We start from the raw sequence: 21,562 nt of genomic DNA on the forward strand, positions 1-21,562 counted from the left end.
TGATAATCAGCATATTCCGGGACGCTAAATTCGCAAGGTATTGGCGCAACCCGGCCTGTTAAACATCGCCAGGCATGTTGTACTGATGATTATTTTGAATCCGGAAAGCGAAGATATACGTGGCGGAAATGAAAAGGCCAGCAATAAGCTGGCCTTCAGAAGCAGAGGGGGAGAATTATTTCAGACCGGCGGCTTCGCGCAACAGCGCCGCTTTGTCGGTTTTTTCCCACGGGAAGTGCTCACGACCGAAGTGGCCGTACGCCGCAGTCTGCTTGTAGATTGGGTGCAGCAGATCGAGCATCTGGATCAGGCCGTATGGACGCAGGTCGAAGAACTCGCGCACCAGCAGGGTCAGTTGCTCAGAGGCGATTTTTTCAGTGCCGAACGTTTCCACCATGATGGAAGTGGGTTCCGCCACGCCGATGGCGTAGGAAACCTGAATCTCGCAGCGGTCCGCCAGCCCGGCGGCGACGATGTTTTTCGCCACGTAGCGCGCCGCATAGGCCGCAGAACGGTCCACCTTCGACGGATCCTTACCGGAGAAAGCGCCGCCGCCGTGGCGCGCCATGCCGCCGTAGGTGTCGACAATGATTTTCCGGCCGGTCAGGCCGCAGTCGCCCATCGGGCCGCCGATGACGAAACGCCCGGTCGGGTTAATGAAGTATTTGGTGGCGGCGTTCAGCCACTCAGCCGGCAGGATCGGCTTAATGATTTCATCCATCACCGCGTCGTGCAGGTCTGCCTGACTTATCTCTTCGCTATGCTGGGTGGAAAGCACGACTGCATCGATACCGACGATTTTGCCGTCATCATACTGGAAGGTGACCTGGCTTTTGGCGTCCGGGCGCAGCCACGGCAGAGTACCGTTTTTGCGTACTTCGGCCTGGCGCTGTACCAGACGATGCGCGTAGGTGACCGGCGCTGGCATCAGTACATCGGTTTCGTTGGTGGCGTAGCCGAACATCAGGCCCTGGTCGCCAGCGCCCTGCTCGAGGGGATCGGTACGGTCAACGCCCTGGTTGATATCCGGGGATTGTTTGCCAATCGCGCTCAGTACCGCGCAGGAGTTGGCGTCAAAACCCATATCAGAATGCACGTAACCAATTTCGCGCACGGTATTGCGGGTGATCTCTTCGATATCCACCCAGGCGCTGGTTGTGATTTCACCGCCTACCAGTACCATGCCTGTCTTAACATAGGTTTCACAGGCTACGCGCGCTTTCGGATCCTGTTCGAGGATGGCATCCAGCACAGCATCGGAGATTTGGTCGGCAATTTTATCGGGATGCCCTTCTGATACAGATTCGGACGTAAAAAGGTGTTTAGCCATGTTTTCTTCACCCTAAGGATAAATCGGTTAGCTCAGACTGCGGCATCGGTTCAGCCAGTCCTGAAATGGTGGTCATCCATGTGAGGGGTACGACAGGCAGTCTGAATGTTAATCAGTATAGATGGATTAACTTCTGGACGGCCATTTTAGGTTAACCTGTCAGCGGATTGCCAGCGTTTTTTGATTCGGGTTACACAAACGGATAAATCCTGCCAAAAATTTTCCTGACAGCCTGCGCAGGTCGGGCATTTTTGTTTTGCTTTTTCTCCCTGTTCCAGGTATAAAACGGCGCGCGCGGCTCTATCAAAGCGCACGACTCGTCGTGACGCCACTTCCAGCCGGGTTGAGCAATGATTGTTAACGCTTTGGCTTAATCGCTTACGGTCGTTCGTGAGCGTGGAGGTGATAAGAGTAAGATGAACCGCTACTATCGTGAAAAACCGCCGCACCGTCCCGGTGCTGGTCTATTCCCTGCATTCCGCCTTTCTCTGTCTGCAACCTGCCGATGTTATACCCATCTCGGCGCTTCTCAGGATTCCCGGGCCGGTACTGTCCGTGGGTACTGAACAAGGGCGCTTCTGACCTGTTCGGAAGCTTTCTCAGGTTTCACCGTACTCTCGTCACACGAAGTTCGGTTACGTGTTTTACAATGTTATGAATAAGAAACCGGTCGCACAGGGCGCAAAACAGCGTATTGTGCTGGACAATCGCGTTTTTTGTGGGTTGTTATCGCCGTTGGCCACTGCGATAGTAGTCAACTGTTTTACACTGATGCTAAAGATTGAGGTTCGCAATGTCTGACGACATTTTTTCTGTTCCGGGTTCGTCAGCAGGCGAACAGGGTGTACTACGTTCCATGCAGGAGGTAGCGATGAGCTCCCGGGAAGCCAGCAAGATGCTACGCACATACAACATCGCGTGGTGGGGTAATAACTACTACGACGTTAACGAACTGGGGCATATCAGCGTATGCCCGGATCCGGATGTCCCGCAGGCGCAGGTCGATCTCGCCCAACTGGTGAAGTCCCGCGAAGCGCAGGGACAACGTTTGCCGGCGCTGTTCTGTTTTCCGCAGATCTTGCAGCATCGTCTGCGTTCGATTAATGCGGCGTTTAAACGCGCCCGTGAGTCCTATGGCTACAACGGCGACTACTTCCTGGTGTATCCGATTAAGGTGAACCAACACCGGCGGGTAATTGAATCGCTGATCCATTCCGGCGAGCCGCTGGGGCTGGAGGCAGGCTCGAAAGCCGAACTGATGGCGGTGCTGGCCCATGCCGGTATGACCCGCAGCGTGATTGTCTGCAACGGCTATAAAGACCGTGAGTATATTCGGCTGGCGCTGATTGGCGAGAAGATGGGCCACAAAGTCTATCTGGTCATAGAGAAAATGTCCGAGATCGCTATTGTGCTGGAAGAGGCGGAGCGCCTGAACGTAGTGCCACGCCTCGGCGTGCGTGCGCGTCTGGCCTCTCAGGGCTCCGGTAAATGGCAATCTTCCGGCGGCGAGAAGTCCAAATTTGGCCTTGCGGCGACTCAGGTGCTGCAACTGGTGGAGATCCTGCGCGCGGCGGGGCGGCTGGAGAGCCTACAACTGCTGCATTTCCACCTCGGTTCCCAGATGGCCAATATCCGCGATATCGCCACCGGGGTGCGCGAGTCGGCGCGTTTTTATGTCGAACTACACAAGCTGGGCGTCAACATTCAGTGCTTTGACGTTGGCGGCGGGCTCGGCGTCGACTACGAAGGAACCCGTTCCCAGTCAGATTGTTCGGTGAACTACGGCCTGAATGAATACGCCAATAACATCATTTGGGCGATTGGCGATGCTTGCGAAGAAAACGGACTGCCGCACCCGACAGTGATCACCGAATCCGGTCGCGCGGTGACGGCCCACCACACGGTGCTGGTCTCCAATATCATTGGCGTGGAGCGTAACGAATTTACTCGCCCAACGGCGCCGGCGGACGATGCTCCCCGGGCGCTGCAGAGTATGTGGGAAACCTGGCAGGAGATGCATGAGCCGGACAACCGCCGTTCGCTGCGTGAATGGTTGCATGACAGCCAGATGGATTTGCACGAAATCCACATTGGTTACTCCTCCGGCAACTTTAGCCTTCAGGAACGCGCCTGGGCCGAACAGCTCTATCTTGGGATGTGCCACGAAGTGCAGAAGCAGCTCGACCCGCAAAACCGTGCGCATCGCCCGATCATTGATGAACTGCAGGAGCGCATGGCGGATAAACTGTATGTCAATTTCTCGCTATTCCAGTCGATGCCGGATGCGTGGGGGATTGACCAGTTGTTCCCGGTATTGCCGCTGGAAGGATTGAACCATGCGCCGAGCCGTCGCGCCGTGCTGCTGGATATTACCTGCGATTCGGACGGTACTATCGACCACTACGTGGACGGTGACGGTATCGCCACCACCATGCCGATGCCGGAATATGACCCGGAAAATCCGCCGCATCTCGGGTTCTTTATGGTCGGGGCTTACCAGGAAATTCTTGGCAACATGCATAACCTGTTCGGCGATACCGAAGCTGTGGATGTGTTTGTATTCCCGGATGGCAGCGTCGAAGTTGAGCTGTCCGACGAAGGGGATACTGTGGCGGATATGCTGCAGTACGTGCAGCTCAACCCGGCAACCCTGCTTACTCAGTTCAGCGATCAGGTGAAAAAGACCGATCTGGACGAGGCATTGCAGAAACAGTTCCTGGAAGAGTTTGAGGCCGGGCTGTATGGTTATACCTATTTAGAAGATGAATAATTTGATTCATTAAATAAAACCAGGAGCAGGAAACTGCTCCTTTTTTATAAGCGAACCCTGGTGAAAAATGCTTCAAGTAAAGTGGATGGTGAGCTCAAATTGACTGCAAAATCAACCATTTTCAGGTAGCTATGCAAAAGCGTTTTTTTACTTATAATCATCCGCAGGAATTGTAAATTACCGGGATACAGGATATGGAAAGTCAGGTATTTTCACTCATTCGGGAATTGAATGAATTATTACAGAATCAACATCAGGATAGCGAACGCATTCATGCATTAAGCTGCGAGACAGTCAACGCGATGGTGGCGCAGACGTTCTGGATAGCCGCCAGTCTGATAGAACAGGATGGAAAGGCCGGGGTCAACTTTTCGTTCGAGGAAACTGAATATTCTGAATACCCTATGCTGAGCGTGTGGATACCTGCTGAAGCGGATACCCGCCCGGCGATGCTGGAGGACGCGGCGGAGGATGACTTAATACAGGTCCATGGTGGTATTATTCTGCAACTTCTTGATTCAGTGCGCTTTGATATTTTATTTATTCTTTCCGCGGATGAGGCTGAATATATACGTTTTAATATTCTGCGGCAGATATTAATTATTGCCGAACATTCTGAGCAATATGTCTCTTTTTCGCAAGTACAGGCCCTCGACACAGTTGAAAAATGGCAGGATGGTCTCTCCGTTGTTGATGGTTTCCCCGTGCCGGTAACCTTTGTACGCCAGTTGTACGGTTATTGCGAAGATCAAAAAAGGATCTCCTGCTGTAATCTGGCGCTGGTTAATCTTAATGATACTAACCAGTACGTTATGTTTATTGAATTTAAATGTGATTATAAGCAAGAGGCGCAGCAACATTTTCTCAAGGTACAGAAGATGGCAAAACCCTGGATGCCGCCGTATATGGAGCTTATTTACTTTGATGATTCCGGGACGAGTACGATGGATAATATTCGGGAGTTGTTTAATTCTCAGCCCTCCTTTTATCATCAACAGCATTCAACCGGTTGGCTGGCCAGGCTGAAGCGTAAGATGCGTCCACCGATGCCTTATTTGGTCAGACTGACCCTTACTGATTGAGTCTGATGTATCCCGGAAAGCCTGGGCCGTGCTGATTGCACGGCGGACATTACGGCTTCCGGGCTTTCCGGCATTGATGCTGTGACCATCCCGGTCTTTCCTGTCAGAGCCTGATAACTTTTTTCCCCCGGGCCAGGTGTGCTGGGGGCTATCTCTTTTCCAGCCGGATGATGATTCTCGGGCCGGTATCATGGGATGGCTATCCAGTGGGCTTACTCTGGATCCATACCCGTGATTTCTCCGACGACGGTCCCGACAGCGATATCCGCTTGACCATGAGCCAGAAAGGTGGGAGCCGCCTTCTTCGTCCCACGAATCCTGCTCTCTTTCACCACTTTGTCTTATTTTAATTAAGCCTGCTATTTTTTAGCCAGTTTTCTTATTCCCCTGGTGTGCCAGGGGCTTTATTATCCGGTTACCTGCCATGTGGGAATTGACTGGCAGAAACCACGGGATGACAGATAAAGGGAAACAGCATGAAACGGACATTGGTATATGGCGTACTGGTCAGCATATTAACCCTGCTTTCCGGGTGCGCCAGCAGAGCGCCCCAGCACAGCAGCGCAATGGAAAAGAGCGCCCTGGGTACCGCCTGGGGGGATGAGGTGTACTCGCCGGTGAAGAGCGTCGAGGCGCAGCGTAAATACAGTGAACCTTCAGATGTCACTATTATTCGCTATTCAGCAGATTCTTATCGTCATCAGGATTACGTGTACTCAATGCGTAAAGGCGATATTGAATTTGCGGTACGCGACGCCAGTTTTCGCTCAATGCCCATCTTCCGCCAGCGTGATAACTACAGCGGTAGCGTTCAGTACGTGATCAAAGGAACACCCGGGCAGCGTTATCAGCTCTATTTCCGCAATTTCAGTAGCTGGAAGAACTACGAAGTTGTCGCCACCGTCGACGGACTTGATGTGCTGAACGGTAAGCCAGGCTCGGTGAACAATAATGGCTATATTCTCAACGCCGGAGAATCGCTGGCTATTAAGGGTTTCCGCACCAGCAAGCAGGCCGAAGCGTCATTTGAATTTTCTGCAGTCGGCGACTCCTATGTCGCCAATTCTCAGCATGGCGATGTGAACAACGTCGGGACCATTGGTTTTGCGGTGTTTGAACTGCGTGGCAAAACGTTGCCGCCCTGTGAAGGGCAGGCATTCCCGGCGGATAATAGTGGTTATGCGCAGCCGCCCTGCCAGCGCTGAAGCGTTGCACTATACTCTGGTTGATAAATACTGAGCTATTGAACCGTCGTGTAAATGGGGCGATAATCCGCACCAACAACGCAGTAATCTATCCAGTCCCTTCCTCGTCGGGTTTAACGACGCGGAAGGGATTTTTTTTATATCGACTCAACCCTAACCGAGAGGTCAGATAATGAGCACCTTAGGCCATCAATACGATAATTCCCTGGTATCCAATGCCTTTGGTTTTTTACGCCTGCCGCTGAACTTCATGCCCTATGACAGCGATGCTGACTGGGTGATCACCGGCGTCCCGTTCGACATGGCGACCTCGGGCCGCGCCGGCGGACGCCACGGCCCGGCGGCTATTCGCCAGGTTTCCACCAATCTGGCCTGGGAAGGTAATCGCTTCCCGTGGGATTTCGATATGCGCGAACGCCTGAAGGTGGTGGACTGCGGCGATCTGGTATATGCCTTCGGCGATGCCCGCGAAATGAGCCAGAATCTCCAGGCCCATGCAGAGAAACTGCTGGCGGCCGGCAAGCGGATGCTGTCATTTGGCGGCGACCATTTTGTGACGCTGCCGCTGTTGCGCGCGCACGCGAAGCATTTCGGTAAAATGGCGCTGGTTCATTTTGATGCCCACACCGACACCTATGCCAACGGCTGTGAATTTGATCATGGCACCATGTTCTATACCGCGCCGAAAGAGGGGCTGATCGACCCGCACCACTCAGTGCAGATTGGTATTCGCACCGAATTTGATAAAGACAATGGCTTTACCGTGCTCGATGCCGCGCAGGTCAATGACCGCGGCGTGGATGATATCCTGGCCCAGGTGAAACAGATTGTCGGCGATATGCCGGTCTATCTGACCTTTGACATTGACTGCCTCGATCCGGCTTTCGCGCCGGGTACCGGAACGCCGGTTATCGGCGGTTTGACATCTGACCGGGCGCTGAAACTGGTGCGTGGCCTGAAAGATCTGAATATCGTCGGGATGGATGTGGTGGAAGTGGCGCCAGCCTATGACCAGTCAGAGATTACGGCGCTGGCGGCAGCGACGCTGGCGCTGGAAATGCTCTATATCCAGGCGGCGAAAAAAGGCGCCTGATATCAGGCCAGCAGCGCCGGCGCGCGCCTCAGGCGCAGCAGCAGGATGCTACCGCCGGCCAGAGTGACCAACTGGCTGGCGGTCAGGACGCTGAATCCCACCGCGGCGCTGCCGTAGTGGGAAATCATTATGCCCATCGCCACCGGGATCGCCGCCGCGCACAGGTGGGCCATACCGCTGACAATCCCCCAGGCGCTGGCTACCGCCTCCGGGCGCGCCCGCTGTTGCACCATCACCGGAATTACCGCGCTTTGCAATCCCCAAAAGATACTGGCGGACAGTAACCAGAAGGCGATCCAGGCGCTCTGCTGGCTGAAGGCCAGACCAGCGATGGACAGCGCGGTCAGCGCCGCGCAGTAAATCAGCAGCAGCGGCGTACGTTCCGCTGGCTGCTTATCAATTATCATACCGCCGCACATCTTCGCGCCCAGACAAAGGGCGAACGGGATCGCCGCCAGCCATCCGGCGACGGGCAGGGAAAAGTGTCGGGTTTCCAGCAGCCACAGCGGTAACCAACTGCTGCTGCCCCACAAATATCCCAGCGATGCGACTTCCAGCAGGAACAGCCAGCCAGGCAGCGGCGTTTGCCAGGCCAGGCGCAGCGTGGTGCGGATTCGCAGCCGGGTTCCCAGGCGTCGCGATTGCTCCGCCGGGAGGAAATAGCCGATAAGCAGCAGGGCGCATAACAGGTTGAATGCGGCCAGTCCCCAGGCCGCGCCGGATCCGCCGAGGTGGTGTATCATCACGTTGACCAGCGGTAACCCGACCACCAGCCCCAGCGGCGCGCCGAGTAGCGTCAATGCACTGGCTCTGCCCAGTTCGTTGCGTGGAAAGTGATCGTTGAGGTAGCGGATTTTCAGACACAGGATGGGGCCGTGGGCCGCGCCTGTCAGGATACGGCTCACGATAAAGCCGGACAGCGAACCGAGCAGCGGTGACAGCGCGCATACGGCAGCCCAGAACAAAACGGTTATCGTCACCCCGGTGCGGTAGTGGAATTTGCTTTCCAGTAGCGGCGTTATCAGTAGCATGGAAAAACCATAGCCAATCAGGAACAGGGCGAGCGCCAGTCCCTGTGCGACGGATGGCTCGCTGAAACCAAATTGGACCAGAAATTGCTGATCCAGTAGCTGAAGATGCATATTTACCCGATCGATATACAGCATCACGATCAATAGCATAAAAGCGACGGCGCCTTGCCATTTGCTGGAAATCATCGGGTCGCCCTCCGCGCTACGCACCGCTTGTTGTGCCGGTGCCGGGATCTCAGTGTTACATCCGGATCATTCTGTTCCTGAATAGCGAAAAGCGCGGGAAATGCATGTTTCTTTCGTGATCGTTAACGCAATTCCGGCAGGTAAAATGCGGCTGATTGTGGCGTATGTCACGCTATAGCGCGGCGGAAGGGAAAAGGGCAGCCATATTTATAGACGAGAATATGGCTGCCTGGAGATTTACATCAGGCTGAAAGGATATTCGACGTAGACGCGAATCTCGTTGCCGCTGGTGTTGTAGTCGCTGGCATTGGATGACACGCGCAGTACTGAATAGCGAACTTTTAGTTTCAGATCTTTCGCCGGTCCGCTCTGCACCTGGTATTGCAACTGGTTGAACCATTCATGTTCGTGACCGTTGCTGGTGGCGGAGGTTTTAATATTGTCGCCGCGCACATACGCCACATCATAAGTCAGGCCCGGTACCCCCAGTCCGGCGAAATCCAGCCCGTAGGCGACCTGCCAGGAGCGTTCGTCTTCGCCATTGAAATCAGACCAGTAGGAATTGGCCAGCCAGATGGTATTGCCGCCGTCGCCGACGCCGCCCTGGTTACGATAGCCGCCGTAGTTATAGCCGGTGCTGCCGCTACTCTGTTGGTAAGCCAGCTTGAAGGTATGCATATCCAGCACATAACTGGCCGCCAGGCTCCAGATAGTATTGCTGCGGCCGGTGTTCAGGCTGTCGGCGTACTGTTGGTCAAGGCGTGAGTTGTAACCGTTAAAGTCCAGAATCATCTGCTGATTGCCGGCCAACGGCTGTTTGAAATTCAGGCCCAGATACTGTTTGTTCAACACCTCTTCGACGTGAGATGCGTACAGCGCGCCGCTGAACTGATCGTTAAACTGGTAGCTGGCGCCGCCGAATGAGAGGCTCTTCAGGCCGCTGTCGTGGCTGTCATCGCTTTTGCGCTGTTCGTCGGTAAAGTAACCGGCATTGACTTCCAGCCCGGCCAGTTCCCGGGAGGTCAACATTACCCCAGTGTAGGTTTCATACAGCAGGCGTGAATTGTCGGCATTCACGATAGGCAGCGCCGGGTTTTGAGTGCCGTAGCTGAGTTCGGTATTTGAGAAGCGCATTTTGGCGCGGGCGCCGAATTTCGCGAGATCGGATTTGGCTTTTCCGTCGTTGTCCTGAGCAAAGAAATCGATGCCGCCGGCGCCGCTACGTCCCCGTCCGCCGTCAAGGCGTACAGCGTACTGGGCGATACCGTCAACCCCGAAACCTACCGGCCCCTGGGTGAAGCCGGAATTCCAGGTGGCGATAATGCCCTGACCCCATTCCGCGCGGTCGCGGACGCCCTGGGCTTTGTAATCCCGATTAATCCAGGCGTTGCGCAGCAGCACATCCAGGTGACCGTCTTCAATAAAACCGCGGCTTTCTGACTGACTGGCGGCGAAGGCCGACGAAGCGCTTAAAATCCCGAGGATAATAAGTGGTAGTTCTTTTTTCACTTGCTGATTTCTCTGTCTGTAATTTTGGAAGGGCGGTTTCTACCGCTAAAAGAGATGGTTACCTGAATGTATTTACAATGCAATAACATTTGCTGCCATTAAACACGTATCGTCACTTTTCAGTGCGCAGGAGCGAAATTTATGGCGCTAAATGAAGGGGTTATATTTTCCGCTATAGGAAATAACGGCACATTTCGTGAATAACCAATAGCTGCATGGGCTGCGCCAGACAGCATTGGGATAATCTTGCCTGGCGCGGGTATAAAGGGAAGGTTACTTAATACCGTCTGCCGCCATCCGATCGCGAATATGTCGGGCGCGCTCTGCCGATGCCGGGTGATCGTCAAGCATGCTGCTCTGGCGCCCCTGTTCCAGCTGCGCCAGCTTTTCAAAGCTGGTGGCCAGTCCGCCGGGGTTAATGCCCCGTTTGCGCAACAGATCGTAGGAGTAATCGTCAGCTTCAGACTCCTGGCGCTGGGAGAACTGCGCGTTAACCAGTTGTTCGCCAAGATCGCCAAGCTGGGACTGGGAAAGACTGCCGATAATTCCGCCGGCAGAGGCGGCTGCGGCGCGGAGCGCGTTAGTGCCCAGCGCTACCTGCATGCCTTTTTTCACATGGCCGAGCGCCACATGGCCCATTTCATGGCCGATAACCGCTTCCACTTCATTGTCGGTCATCATATCCATTAACCCGCTGTAGACCCGGATACAACCGTTGGCCATTGCGAACGCATTGACGTCTTTAGTCACGTAGACTTTATAGTTCACCGCGGTACCGTTGATATTATCTCCCAGCGCGGCGGCGATTTTATTCAGGCGCTGGGTATAAGTGCTGCCCGCTGGCGCCAGCGTGGCTTTGGCATCCATTTCCTGGCAGGCTTTGTCACTCAGGGCAATCACCTGCGCGTCGTTTAGCGTATAGGCCTGAAAAGCTTCCGCCCCTGACGTCATCAGGGAACCTGAATCCATATTCTGACAACCGCTGAGTGCGGCTGTGACACCCAGAGCTAATAACACAGGGCGAATCTTCATGCTGTCACTTCCACTTAATTGAAGGTTAATGAGGCCTGCCGCAACGGCAAACAGCGGCAACATGAGTATAAAAAAGAATAGCTATTTCCGGCGAGTGAGTTGTGCGCGTTAGCCTGCACTTGCGGAGATTTCTGAGTCTCCGCAAGGATGTTCCATGTACATAGCATGCGGCCTGGGGTACATTAATGGCAATTTTTTCGGGCGTAGCCCATAACGCATAGTAGTCAAGTCGTGACCTTCAACCATCCGATCTGGAGTTAAAATGTCTTCTCGTAAAGAGCTTGCCAATGCTATTCGTGCGCTCAGCATGGACGCCGTACAAAAAGCCAAATCCGGTCACCCGGGAGCCCCTATGGGCATGGCGGACATTGCCGAAGTCCTGTGGCGTGATTATCTGAACCATAATCCGAACAATCCGCACTGGGCGGATCGCGACCGTTTCGTGCTGTCCAATGGTCACGGCTCGATGCTGATTTACAGCCTGCTGCACCTCACCGGTTATGATTTGCCGATGGAAGAGCTGAAGAACTTCCGCCAGTTGCATTCCCGAACCCCGGGTCACCCGGAAGTTGGTTACACGCCGGGTGTGGAAACCACCACCGGTCCGCTGGGCCAGGGCATCGCTAACGCCGTTGGGATGGCTATTGCCGAGAAAACGCTGGCTGCGCAGTTTAACCGCCCGGGTCACGACATTGTCGATCACTACACCTACGCCTTTATGGGCGACGGTTGCATGATGGAAGGCATTTCCCATGAAGTGTGCTCTCTGGCGGGCACCCTGAAGCTGGGCAAGCTGATTGCGTTCTACGATGACAACGGTATTTCCATTGATGGTCATGTGGAAGGCTGGTTTACCGACGATACCGCGAAGCGCTTTGAAGCCTACGGCTGGCACGTGGTGCGCGGGGTGGACGGTCACGATGCCGATGCCATTAAACGCGCGGTAGAAGAGGCCCGTAAAGAGACTGGCAAACCGTCCCTGCTGATGTGCAAAACCATCATCGGCTTTGGCTCTCCGAACAAAGCGGGGACGCATGATTCCCACGGCGCGCCGCTGGGTGATGCTGAAGTCGCCGCAACCCGTGAACAACTGGGCTGGAAATACGAGCCGTTCGTTATCCCGCAGGATATCTACGCGCAGTGGGATGCTAAAGAGGCCGGACAGGCGAAAGAGTCTGCCTGGAACGAGAAGTTTGCCGCCTATGCGCAAGCGTTCCCGCAGCAAGCCGCAGAATTTACCCGCCGTATGAAGGGGGATATGCCGGCGGACTTCGCCGCAAAAGCGCAGGCGTGGATTGAAAGTCTGCAGGCTAATCCGGCGAAAATCGCCAGCCGTAAAGCATCCCAGAACGCGATTGAAGCGTTTGGCCCGTGGCTGCCGGAATTCCTCGGCGGTTCCGCTGACCTGGCGCCTTCCAACCTGACCCTGTGGTCCGGTTCGAAGGCCATCAATGAAGACGCGGCCGGTAACTACATTCATTACGGTGTGCGTGAGTTTGGTATGACCGCTATCGCCAACGGTATCGCGCTGCACGGTGGTTTCCTGCCATATACCTCGACCTTCCTGATGTTCGTGGAATATGCCCGTAACGCGGTGCGTATGGCGGCGCTGATGAAACAGCGTCAGGTAATGGTTTACACCCATGACTCCATTGGTCTGGGGGAAGATGGTCCGACTCACCAGCCGGTAGAGCAACTGGCGTCCCTGCGTGTGACCCCGAACATGAGCACCTGGCGCCCGTGTGACCAGGTGGAATCCGCGGTGGCGTGGAAGTATGGTGTTGAGCGCCATGACGGCCCGACAGCGCTGATCCTGTCGCGTCAGAACCTGGCGCAGCAGGAGCGCAGCGCGCAGCAACTGGCGGATATCGCCCGCGGCGCCTACGTGCTGAAAGACTGCGCCGGCCAGCCGCAACTGATCTTCATCGCCACCGGTTCCGAGGTGGAGCTGGCGGTGGCGGCATGGGAAAAACTGTCGGCGGAAGGTGTGAAAGCGCGTGTGGTTTCTATGCCGTCTACTGATGCCTTCGACAAGCAGGATGCCGCCTACCGCGAATCCGTGCTGCCGAAAGCGGTTTCTGCCCGCGTGGCGATTGAAGCGGGTATCGCTGATTACTGGTTCAAGTATACCGGTCTGAATGGCGCTATTGTCGGGATGACGACCTTCGGTGAGTCCGCGCCGGCAGAGAAACTGTTCGAAGAGTTCGGCTTCACTGTCGACAACGTCGTGGCGAAAGCCAAAGCGCTGCTGTAATCGCGGTCTGCATTGCTGATGAAAACGGGTCGCTGATGCGGCCCGTTTTTTTGCCCGCCATTGCGACGATAGCGCGCTATCCTGGCGATTTTCACTATGGCTATTCTTTGCCAAAGACAGGCATAATATTCGGCTGCAACTGCGCATAAGGCTGCGCGCCAGCCCTCTTTTTAGCCAGGAATAGTAAAGCGATGGAAGCGACCAGAAAGGGTGAATTACTGATGCTGCTCACCAGCCTGCTGGCCGCGGCGGGCTGGTTTGTATCGCGCCAGGCGATTGAGGCGTTGCCGGTCAGCGGATTTATCGGGCTGCGCTTTTTGCTGGCGGCGCTGGTTCTGCTGCCTTTTTGCTGGCGCGATATTGCCGCTAACTTTACTCTGACCGCGCGTAACGGCCTGCTGACTGGCGGGCTGCTCGGCGCTGGCTTACTGCTGTGGATCTATGCCGTGGCGGTCAGCCCCACACTGTCGGAAGGGGGATTTATTACCAGCCTGGCGATGCTGTTTGTCCCCCTGCTGAACTGGTTATTTTTCCGTAACCGGCCGCCGTTAGCCTTCTGGCTGGGGCTGCCGCTGGTGCTGGCTGGGCTGATGCTGCTTTCCCTGCAGGGAAGCTGGAACTTTGCCTCCGGCCACATCTGGTTCGCCGCCTCATCTTTGCTGATGTCGCTATTTTTTATTGTTAACAGCCGGCTGGCGCCGCATTTGCCGGTACTGCCCTTCAGCTGCGCCCAGTTACTGGTGGTCGGCGTTATGGGGCTACTGGTATCGCTGGCGACGGAAACGTGGCCGGAACGCATCTCCGCCGCAGGTATCGGGTGGCTGCTGGTCAGCGTGTTGCCGGCTACCGTGTTGCGTTATGTCGTGCAAATCGCCGGTCAGCGTCTTGCCGCGCCGGTAACGGCCGCGCTGATTATGCTGCTTGAACCGGTGTGGGTACTGCTGTTCAGTCTGTTGATCTATCAGGAACCGTTTTCGCCGCAGAAGCAACTTGCCTGCGCTTTGATGTTTATAGGCCTGCTGATTACCCGCAGCCGTCTTTTTGGCCGCCGTAATACGCTGAGCAAGCCGCTGACAAATCCCGAACCGTAGTTTTCACGCCGGATGCGCCGTAAAGTGTTTTGGAGCTGTGCTGATCTGCGTGATTGATCAAGGTTTTTATCTTAAAGCAATCACCTTAACGTTATTATGATCACAAAAAAAATATATTTTTTATGTTTTGTTTTGAGTTATTTATCACAAAAATATGATTGACAAATAAATATCACAATACAACTTTTTGATCTGGTTGGTTTTGTATTTCTCCGCTGTCTGATTTAAGGGGAATTGCCCCTGATTGCTTTATTTTGCGCTCGCGAGTAGTTTGCTTCCTGAGCTATGAAAATAAAAAGAGGGCGCAACATGCGGCTAAGGGATTATTTTCCAAAAAATTCTATCGTTATTAAATCACGGGCGGAAGACTGGCGCCAGGCAGTGGATTATGCGATGGAGGGGTTATTAAATAATGGCTATATCAAAAGTGACTATATTCAGGCCATTAAAGATTCGACATTAGATAATGGCCCTTATTATATTCTGGCGCCTTATATCGCGATGCCCCATACCAGGCCGGAGGCTGGCGCGATTAAGACTGGCCTGACATTAACGTTGCTGGATGAACCGGTTATTTTCGGTGATGACCAACCTATCAGGTTACTGATTGGCCTGTCCGCCGCTGATTCTGATACTCACATTGAGGCAATTCAGTCACTCAGTGAATTGCTGTGTGAAGACGAAAATATTCAGGCATTGCTGGCGGCAAAAAATGAAGAACAGCTGGCGGATATTCTTATTCGCGCCTGATTTCTCTTTTCCTGTAACAGGACATGATTATGGAAAATAAGTCTGCTCGTGCAAAGGTCCAGGCTTTTGGGGGATTTTTAACCGCTATGGTTATACCCAATATTGGCGCATTTATTGCCTGGGGTTTTATTACTGCCTTATTTATTCCCACCGGCTGGTTACCCAATGAGCATTTCGCCAGAATTGTCGGGCCAATGATTACCTATTTATTACCGGTAATGATTGGTTCTACTGGCGGGCATCTGGTGGGTGGCAAGCGGGGCGCCGTGATGGGGGGGATTGGCACCATCGGCGTGATTGTCGGGGCGGATATTCCGATGTTTATCGGGGCGATGATTGTCGGGCCGCTGGGCGGTTGGGTGATTAAACGCATCGATGCCGCGCTGGAAAAACATATTCCGGCGGGTTTTGAGATGGTGATTAATAATTTCTCGCTCGGCATTGCCGGTATGCTGATGTGCCTGCTGGCGTTTGAGATTATTGGTCCCGCGGTGCTGGTGGCGAATAACTTTGTCAAAGAGTGTATCGAATCACTGGTGAAAACCGGTTATCTACCGCTGCTGTCGCTGATTAACGAGCCGGCGAAGATTCTGTTTTTGAATAACGCCATCGATCAGGGCGTCTATTACCCGCTGGGTATGCAGCAGGCTTCGGATACCGGGAAGTCTATCTTCTTTATGGTGGCTTCTAACCCGGGACCCGGACTGGGCCTGCTGTTGGCGTTCGCGGTGTTTGGCAAAGGCATGAGTAAACGTTCGGCGCCGGGGGCGATGATTATCCACTTCCTGGGCGGGATTCATGAGCTCTATTTCCCCTACGTGCTGATGAAGCCTCTGACGCTGATCGCCATGATTGCCGGCGGAATGTCAGGGATTTACACCTTCCATCTACTTGATGGCGGTCTGGTGGCCGGTCCCAGTCCGGGTTCCATTTTCGCTTACCTGGCGCTCACTCCCCGCGGCTCATTTATCGCTACTCTGTCCGGCGTGACGGTGGGGACGGTAGTGTCGTTTGTGGTGACCGCGTTGATTCTGAAAATGGAAAAGAGCGGCGTACAGGAAGACGTGGATAGTTTTGCCCAATCCACGCAGGCGGTGAAAGCCATGAAACAGCAGGGGACATCACTCTCCGGTCAGGTAAAACACATCGCGTTTGTCTGCGATGCCGGTATGGGGTCCAGCGCCATGGGCGCCACCACCTTTCGCAAGCGCCTGGAAAAGAGCGGACTGAATATCGAAGTCAGGCATTATGCCATTGAAAATGCACCGCCGGACGCCGATCTGATCGTCACGCATGCGAGTCTGGAAGGACGCGTGAAACGGGTTACCCACCAACCGCTAATCCTGATCAATAACTATATCGGCGATCCGCAACTGGACACCCTTTTTGAACGATTGACGTCACATCAGGCGGAAAAACCATGAAAACAAAAGTTGCAGCAATTTACGGGAAACAGGATGTGCGCATCCGCGAATTCGAATTGCCGGAGATCACCGATAACGAATTACTGGTCAGGGTTATCTCCGATAGTGTCTGCCTGTCCACCTGGAAGGCGGCGCAACTGGGGAGCGATCATAAACGCGTACCGGGGGATCTGGAAAATCATCCGGTTATCACCGGCCACGAGTGCGCGGGGATTATCGTTCAGGTCGGGAAAAATTTAACCGCCGGCTATCGGCCCGGTCAGCGATTCGTATTACAGCCGGCGATGGGCTTACCGAGCGGTTATTCGGCGGGCTACAGCTACGAATATTTTGGCGGTAATGCGACTTATATGATTATCCCTGAGGTGGCGATCAATCTGGGGTGTGTTCTGCCCTATCACGGTTCCTGTTTTGCCGATGCCTCTCTGGCGGAGCCGATGTGTTGCATTATCGGCGCTTACCGGGCGAATTATCACACCACACCCTATGTCTATGAGCACCGGATGGGGATAAAGCCGGGCGGAAACCTGGCGCTACTGGCCTGTGCGGGCCCGATGGGTATCGGCGCCATCGATTACGCGATTAATGGCGGGGTGCGCCCGGGCAGAATCGTGGTGGTGGATATTGATGAGGCGCGGCTGGCGCAAGCGCAGAAATTATTACCCGTGGCGCAGGCGGCGGAAAAGGGCATCGAGCTTATCTATGTGAACAGCGCTGGGCTGGAAAATCCAACCCAGGCGCTGCGGGCGCTGACCGGCGGTCACGGTTTTGACGATGTGTTTGTTTATGCGGCGGTTTCCGCGGTGGTTACGCTGGCGGATGAATTACTGGCGGAAGATGGCTGCCTGAACTTCTTCGCCGGTCCGACGGATAGCCAGTTCAAAGTACCGTTTAATTTTTACAATGTGCATTACAACAGCACACACGTGGTCGGCACCTCCGGAGGCTCTACCGACGATATGATTGAGGCTCTTACTTTGAGCGCCAACGGGCGGCTACGGCCCTCTTTTATGGTGACGCATATCGGCGGGCTGGATGCGGTACCGGAAACCATTCTGAATCTGCCGGATATTCCGGGGGGTAAGAAACTTATCTACAACGGCGTTACGCTGCCGCTGACCGCGATTACCGATTTTGCCGAACTGGGCAAATCCGATCCGCTATTCCAGGCGCTGGCGGAGCGGGTGGAGAAAACCCACGGCATCTGGAACGAGGAGGCTGAACGCTACCTGCTGGCCCATTTTGGCGTCGATATCGGGGAGGCGGTGTGATGCACTCGCTGGTATGGCCATTGCTGCGCGTCACTGAACAGGCGGCGCTCGCTGCCTGGCCCTCGATTGGCTGCGGCGATAAAAACGCTATTGACGGTCTGGCGGTGCGTGCGATGCGTGAAGCCCTCAACCATGTTGCTATGCGCGGGCGGATTGTCATCGGCGAGGGAGAGATCGACAACGCGCCCATGTTGTTTATCGGTGAACAGGTCGGTAGCGGGAAAGGCCCGGCGGTGGATATCGCCGTCGATCCCATTGAAGGCACGCGCATGGTGGCGATGGGGCAGAACAATGCGCTGGCGGTGATGGCGCTGGCGCCGCAGGGGACGCTGCTGCACGCTCCGGATATGTATATGAAAAAGCTGGTGGTCAACGCCGGGGGGCGCGGCGCTATCGATCTGGCGCTGCCGCTGGCGGAGAACCTGCGCCGTATCGCCGCCGCGCTGGGGAAACCGTTATCGGCGCTGCGGCTGGCGACGCTGGATAAACCGCGCCAGCAACAGGCGATCGCCGAGGCGTCGCGTCTGGGCGTGAAGGTGTTCGCGCTGCCTGATGGCGATGTCGCCGCCAGCGTACTGACCTGTATGAAAGACAATCAGTTTGATGTGCTGTATACCACCGGCGGCGCGCCGGAAGGGGTGATCTCGGCCTGCGCGGTGAAGGCGCTGGGCGGTGATATGCAGGCTGAGCTGGTGGATTTTTGCCAGGCGAAGGACGATACGCCGTCGCACCGGCAGATCGCCCATGATGAACGCCGGCGCTGCCGGGAGATGGGGGTCGACATTAACCGCATTTACGGGCTGGATGAACTGGTGGGGAGTACGGCCATTCTGTTTTCCGCCACCGGCGTTACCGGGGGCGATATCCTGCGCGGCGTACGCCAGCAAGGCAGTATGGTGCGTACCCAAACATTGCTGATCAATGGCATAGACCAAACGTGTAATATAATAGATTCCCTGCATCACCAGTGAGCGCAACCGAGAACCTCATGACTACGCTGACGGAAGACGAAATTCTTGAGCAACTGGACGCCCGGGCCGATTTACCGGCCTTTATGTCCGCGGCCCATGAAATATTGTCGGCGGGGGTCAGGCGTTTTCTGCCGTCATTGTTTGTGAATAATGACGCAGAGATTCTGGAATATGCAGTGAAGCCGTTACTTGCCCGCAGCGGGCCGCTGGATGATATAGACGTGGCGCTACGGCTGATTTTCGCATTAGGTAAAATGGATAAATGGCTGTATGCGGACATCACCAGTTTTTCCCAGTTTCATGACTATGTGATGAAACAGGAAGCGCCGCCCGGGTTTCAGGATGAGGTAACCTGGGATTTTATCAGCAATATCAATACCATTACGCGCAATGATGTCTTCTGGCAGGCGTTGAAAGGGATGAAATTTGCCGATTTTGCCGTCTATTCGCAGGCTCGTTATACCAGCATGGTGAAAACCGCAATGGTGCTGGCGGTCACGGAGATACTCAAGGAACTCACGCTGTGAACATTACCCTGACGATTAACGGGCTGACCACCCAGGCCAGCTACTGCGACCGTGAAATTCATAACCTCCACAAACCGTTATTGCAGCGCTTTGCCCAACTGCATCAGGCGCTATCCGGTCAGCGCTGCATTATCTTTTTGAGTGCGCCGCCGGGAACCGGTAAATCGACGCTGACCACCTTCTGGGAGTATCTGGCGGCTAACGATCCGCGATTGCCCGCGCTGCAGACACTGCCGATGGATGGCTTTCACCATTACAACGACTACCTTGACGAACATCAGCTCAGGCCGTTTAAAGGCGCGCCGCAGACCTTTGACGTTGGGAAACTGGCCCGCAACTTACAGCAGTTACGGCGCGGCGATGGCAGTTGGCCGCAGTATGACAGGCAAAAGCACGACCCGGTTGAATTCGCTATTCGCGTGACGGCGCCGGTAGTGATTGTTGAAGGTAACTGGCTGCTACTGGATGAGGAGCCGTGGCGCCAGTTACGGCGCTACTGCGATTTCTCCATTTTCATCCGCGCGCCGCGGGTGATTCTGGAACAGCGTCTGGTGGCGCGCAAAATTGCCGGCGGCTTAACGCCGCAGCAGGCTGAGGATTTTTATCTACGTACCGATGGCCCGAATGTGAAGCGGGTTTTGGCCCATAGTCTGCCGGCGGATCTGACCCTGGCGATGGATAAAGAAGGCCGCTATCGGGTTGCCTGAATCCGTCATTTATTCCATTATTCCTTTATCCGGCAACGGATGCTGGGCGTATTATTCCTCCGTTTTGCTCAAAAAGTGTGATGGCTGTCAGAAGATTATCTCATTCAGGGTGACAATCATTCCTTTTGATTACTGTTTCGCTTATTCTCGCTGAAGCGTTTCAGTTAACTGAGTGTTCACCAACCCGATAAACGGTTGTGGTTTGTGACAGGCGAGGATTCCCCTGACGGCGTAGCTGCATTACTCTGTCAGCCTGATTAGGGGATCCTGGCGGGAGAAATATGGCCATACGTATCGCAATCAATGGATTCGGGCGCATTGGGCGTAATGTTGTGCGGGCGCTGTACGAATCCGGCCGTCGCGCGGAAATCGCCGTGGCGGCGATTAACGAGCTGGCGGACGCCGCGGGCATGGCGCATTTGTTGAAATATGACACCAGCCACGGGCGCTTTTCCTGGGATGTGCGCCAGGAAGGGGACCAACTGTGGGTGGGGGATGACGCGATCCGCCTGCTGCATGAGCCGACGATTGCGGCGCTGCCATGGCGCGAATTAGGGGTGGATATCGTGCTCGACTGTACCGGTGTGTATGGCAGTCGCGCAGATGGCGTTGCGCATCTGGAGGCCGGCGCCGGGAAAGTGCTGTTTTCGCATCCGGGCGCGCACGATCTGGATGCCACGGTAGTCTTCGGGGTAAATCATGCGCAACTGCAGCGCGAACATCGGATTGTCTCGAATGCTTCCTGTACCACTAACTGCATTATTCCGGTCATTAAACTGCTGGATGACGCTTTTGGCATAGAGTCGGGAACGGTTACGACAATCCATTCCGCGATGCACGACCAGCAGGTGATCGACGCCTATCATCCGGATTTACGCCGCACCCGCGCCGCCAGTCAGTCGATTATCCCCGTTGATACGCGTCTGGCGGCGGGAATTACCCGTATCTTCCCAAAATTTAACGATAAATTTGAAGCGATTGCGGTCCGGGTCCCAACCATCAATGTGACGGCAATCGACCTTAGCGTGGCGGTACAGCAGCCGGTAAAATCCAGTGATGTCAATCACTTGCTGCAAAAAGCGGCGCAGGGGGCATTTCGTGGTATAGTTGACTATACGGAATTACCGTTGGTCTCAATCGATTTTAATCACGATCCGCACAGCGCCATTGTCGATGGTACGCAGACGCGGGTTAGCGGCCGGCATCTGATTAAGACGCTGGTCTGGTGTGATAATGAATGGGGCTTTGCCAACCGTATGCTCGACACGAGCCTGGCAATGGCCGCGACTGGTTTCAGGTAAGGCGCTCTGGCGTCTGCAAAACTTTAAG

Annotated in this window: 19 protein-coding genes; 15 read left to right on the forward strand and 4 right to left on the reverse strand. The window is 54.9% G+C overall.

The features are described 5' to 3' along the window. Positions 1 to 175: 175 nt before the first annotated feature. The gene (gene metK, locus AQ981_RS07010; RefSeq protein ID WP_058911039.1) at positions 176 to 1,330 is read right to left on the reverse strand and encodes a methionine adenosyltransferase; all 1,155 of its coding nucleotides are present in this window, start codon (positions 1,328 to 1,330) and stop codon (positions 176 to 178) included. 416 nt (positions 1,331 to 1,746) lie between these two features. Between metK and AQ981_RS28405 the strand changes: the two genes are divergently transcribed. From AQ981_RS28405 to speB, 6 genes are all read left to right on the forward strand, one after another. After that, entirely contained in the window at positions 1,747 to 1,896 is a 150-nt protein-coding gene (locus AQ981_RS28405) for a hypothetical protein (RefSeq protein ID WP_420809740.1), read from the forward strand. 88 nt (positions 1,897 to 1,984) lie between these two features. Next, the gene (gene yqgB, locus AQ981_RS27180; protein WP_154675912.1) at positions 1,985 to 2,131 is read left to right on the forward strand and encodes an acid stress response protein YqgB; all 147 of its coding nucleotides are present in this window, start codon (positions 1,985 to 1,987) and stop codon (positions 2,129 to 2,131) included. Next, the gene (speA, locus tag AQ981_RS07015) at positions 2,124 to 4,100 is read left to right on the forward strand and encodes a biosynthetic arginine decarboxylase (protein WP_058911040.1); all 1,977 of its coding nucleotides are present in this window, start codon (positions 2,124 to 2,126) and stop codon (positions 4,098 to 4,100) included. The genes yqgB and speA overlap by 8 nt, the downstream gene beginning before the upstream one ends. 194 nt (positions 4,101 to 4,294) lie before the next feature. After that, on the forward strand, positions 4,295 to 5,182 hold the full coding sequence (locus AQ981_RS07020; RefSeq protein WP_058911041.1) for a hypothetical protein: 888 nt from the start codon (positions 4,295 to 4,297) through the stop codon (positions 5,180 to 5,182). A 476-nt stretch (positions 5,183 to 5,658) separates the two neighbouring features. Next, a complete protein-coding gene (locus AQ981_RS07025; RefSeq protein WP_058911042.1) occupies positions 5,659 to 6,387 on the forward strand; it encodes a hypothetical protein in 729 nt (242 codons plus the stop codon). A gap of 172 nt (positions 6,388 to 6,559) precedes the next feature. After that, entirely contained in the window at positions 6,560 to 7,480 is a 921-nt protein-coding gene (speB, locus tag AQ981_RS07030; RefSeq protein WP_058911043.1) for an agmatinase, read from the forward strand. Positions 7,481 to 7,482: 2 nt separating this feature from the next. Here speB and AQ981_RS07035 read toward each other — a convergent pair whose 3' ends face one another. From AQ981_RS07035 to loiP, 3 genes are all read right to left on the reverse strand, one after another. After that, positions 7,483 to 8,697, reverse strand: a complete 1,215-nt coding sequence (locus AQ981_RS07035; protein WP_058911044.1) for an MFS transporter — start codon at positions 8,695 to 8,697, stop codon at positions 7,483 to 7,485. A gap of 237 nt (positions 8,698 to 8,934) precedes the next feature. Next, positions 8,935 to 10,206, reverse strand: a complete 1,272-nt coding sequence (locus AQ981_RS07040) for an OprD family outer membrane porin (RefSeq protein WP_058911045.1) — start codon at positions 10,204 to 10,206, stop codon at positions 8,935 to 8,937. Positions 10,207 to 10,479: 273 nt separating this feature from the next. Next, a complete protein-coding gene (gene loiP / locus AQ981_RS07045) occupies positions 10,480 to 11,238 on the reverse strand; it encodes a metalloprotease LoiP (RefSeq protein ID WP_058911046.1) in 759 nt (252 codons plus the stop codon). A gap of 262 nt (positions 11,239 to 11,500) precedes the next feature. Here loiP and tkt point away from each other — a divergent pair, with 262 nt between their 5' ends. From tkt to epd, 9 genes are all read left to right on the forward strand, one after another. Further along, positions 11,501 to 13,492 carry a transketolase gene (tkt, locus tag AQ981_RS07050; protein ID WP_058911047.1) on the forward strand — a complete coding sequence of 664 codons (1,992 nt, stop codon included), beginning with the start codon at positions 11,501 to 11,503 and terminating at the stop codon, positions 13,490 to 13,492. 191 nt (positions 13,493 to 13,683) lie between these two features. Further along, the gene (locus AQ981_RS07055; RefSeq protein ID WP_058911048.1) at positions 13,684 to 14,583 is read left to right on the forward strand and encodes a DMT family transporter; all 900 of its coding nucleotides are present in this window, start codon (positions 13,684 to 13,686) and stop codon (positions 14,581 to 14,583) included. A 309-nt stretch (positions 14,584 to 14,892) separates the two neighbouring features. Further along, positions 14,893 to 15,333 carry a PTS mannitol transporter subunit IIA gene (gene cmtB / locus AQ981_RS07060; protein WP_058911049.1) on the forward strand — a complete coding sequence of 147 codons (441 nt, stop codon included), beginning with the start codon at positions 14,893 to 14,895 and terminating at the stop codon, positions 15,331 to 15,333. 29 nt (positions 15,334 to 15,362) lie between these two features. Beyond that, positions 15,363 to 16,757 (forward strand): PTS mannitol transporter subunit IIBC, encoded by a 1,395-nt coding sequence (locus tag AQ981_RS07065; RefSeq protein ID WP_058911050.1) that lies wholly within the window; start codon positions 15,363 to 15,365, stop codon positions 16,755 to 16,757. After that, the gene (locus AQ981_RS07070; protein WP_058911051.1) at positions 16,754 to 18,028 is read left to right on the forward strand and encodes a zinc-binding dehydrogenase; all 1,275 of its coding nucleotides are present in this window, start codon (positions 16,754 to 16,756) and stop codon (positions 18,026 to 18,028) included. The genes AQ981_RS07065 and AQ981_RS07070 overlap by 4 nt, the downstream gene beginning before the upstream one ends. Further along, positions 18,028 to 18,999, forward strand: a complete 972-nt coding sequence (glpX, locus tag AQ981_RS07075) for a class II fructose-bisphosphatase (RefSeq protein ID WP_058911052.1) — start codon at positions 18,028 to 18,030, stop codon at positions 18,997 to 18,999. Before AQ981_RS07070 ends, glpX begins: the two co-directional genes overlap by 1 nt. A 17-nt stretch (positions 19,000 to 19,016) precedes the next feature. Beyond that, positions 19,017 to 19,526 carry an MltR family transcriptional regulator gene (locus AQ981_RS07080; protein WP_058911053.1) on the forward strand — a complete coding sequence of 170 codons (510 nt, stop codon included), beginning with the start codon at positions 19,017 to 19,019 and terminating at the stop codon, positions 19,524 to 19,526. Further along, on the forward strand, positions 19,523 to 20,233 hold the full coding sequence (locus AQ981_RS07085) for a nucleoside/nucleotide kinase family protein (protein ID WP_058911054.1): 711 nt from the start codon (positions 19,523 to 19,525) through the stop codon (positions 20,231 to 20,233). Before AQ981_RS07080 ends, AQ981_RS07085 begins: the two co-directional genes overlap by 4 nt. Positions 20,234 to 20,514: 281 nt before the next feature. After that, the gene (gene epd / locus AQ981_RS07090; protein WP_058911055.1) at positions 20,515 to 21,534 is read left to right on the forward strand and encodes an erythrose-4-phosphate dehydrogenase; all 1,020 of its coding nucleotides are present in this window, start codon (positions 20,515 to 20,517) and stop codon (positions 21,532 to 21,534) included. Positions 21,535 to 21,562 lie beyond the last annotated feature (28 nt).

This window comes from Entomohabitans teleogrylli, assembly GCF_001484765.1.
Taxonomy (GTDB): Bacteria; Pseudomonadota; Gammaproteobacteria; order Enterobacterales; family Enterobacteriaceae; genus Entomohabitans; species Entomohabitans teleogrylli.

Bases quoted from the DNA above. Each gene is read 5' to 3' on its own strand.
- metK (WP_058911039.1), bottom strand. From the start codon at position 1,330: ATGGCTAAACACCTTTTTACGTCCGAATCTGTATCAGAAGGGCATCCC.
- AQ981_RS28405 (WP_420809740.1), top strand. From the start codon at position 1,747: ATGAACCGCTACTATCGTGAAAAACCGCCGCACCGTCCCGGTGCTGGT.
- yqgB (WP_154675912.1), top strand. From the start codon at position 1,985: ATGAATAAGAAACCGGTCGCACAGGGCGCAAAACAGCGTATTGTGCTG.
- speA (WP_058911040.1), top strand. From the start codon at position 2,124: ATGTCTGACGACATTTTTTCTGTTCCGGGTTCGTCAGCAGGCGAACAG.
- AQ981_RS07020 (WP_058911041.1), top strand. From the start codon at position 4,295: ATGGAAAGTCAGGTATTTTCACTCATTCGGGAATTGAATGAATTATTA.
- AQ981_RS07025 (WP_058911042.1), top strand. From the start codon at position 5,659: ATGAAACGGACATTGGTATATGGCGTACTGGTCAGCATATTAACCCTG.
- speB (WP_058911043.1), top strand. From the start codon at position 6,560: ATGAGCACCTTAGGCCATCAATACGATAATTCCCTGGTATCCAATGCC.
- AQ981_RS07035 (WP_058911044.1), bottom strand. From the start codon at position 8,697: ATGATTTCCAGCAAATGGCAAGGCGCCGTCGCTTTTATGCTATTGATC.
- loiP (WP_058911046.1), bottom strand. From the start codon at position 11,238: ATGAAGATTCGCCCTGTGTTATTAGCTCTGGGTGTCACAGCCGCACTC.
- tkt (WP_058911047.1), top strand. From the start codon at position 11,501: ATGTCTTCTCGTAAAGAGCTTGCCAATGCTATTCGTGCGCTCAGCATG.
- AQ981_RS07055 (WP_058911048.1), top strand. From the start codon at position 13,684: ATGGAAGCGACCAGAAAGGGTGAATTACTGATGCTGCTCACCAGCCTG.
- cmtB (WP_058911049.1), top strand. From the start codon at position 14,893: ATGCGGCTAAGGGATTATTTTCCAAAAAATTCTATCGTTATTAAATCA.
- AQ981_RS07065 (WP_058911050.1), top strand. From the start codon at position 15,363: ATGGAAAATAAGTCTGCTCGTGCAAAGGTCCAGGCTTTTGGGGGATTT.
- AQ981_RS07070 (WP_058911051.1), top strand. From the start codon at position 16,754: ATGAAAACAAAAGTTGCAGCAATTTACGGGAAACAGGATGTGCGCATC.
- glpX (WP_058911052.1), top strand. From the start codon at position 18,028: ATGCACTCGCTGGTATGGCCATTGCTGCGCGTCACTGAACAGGCGGCG.
- AQ981_RS07080 (WP_058911053.1), top strand. From the start codon at position 19,017: ATGACTACGCTGACGGAAGACGAAATTCTTGAGCAACTGGACGCCCGG.
- epd (WP_058911055.1), top strand. From the start codon at position 20,515: ATGGCCATACGTATCGCAATCAATGGATTCGGGCGCATTGGGCGTAAT.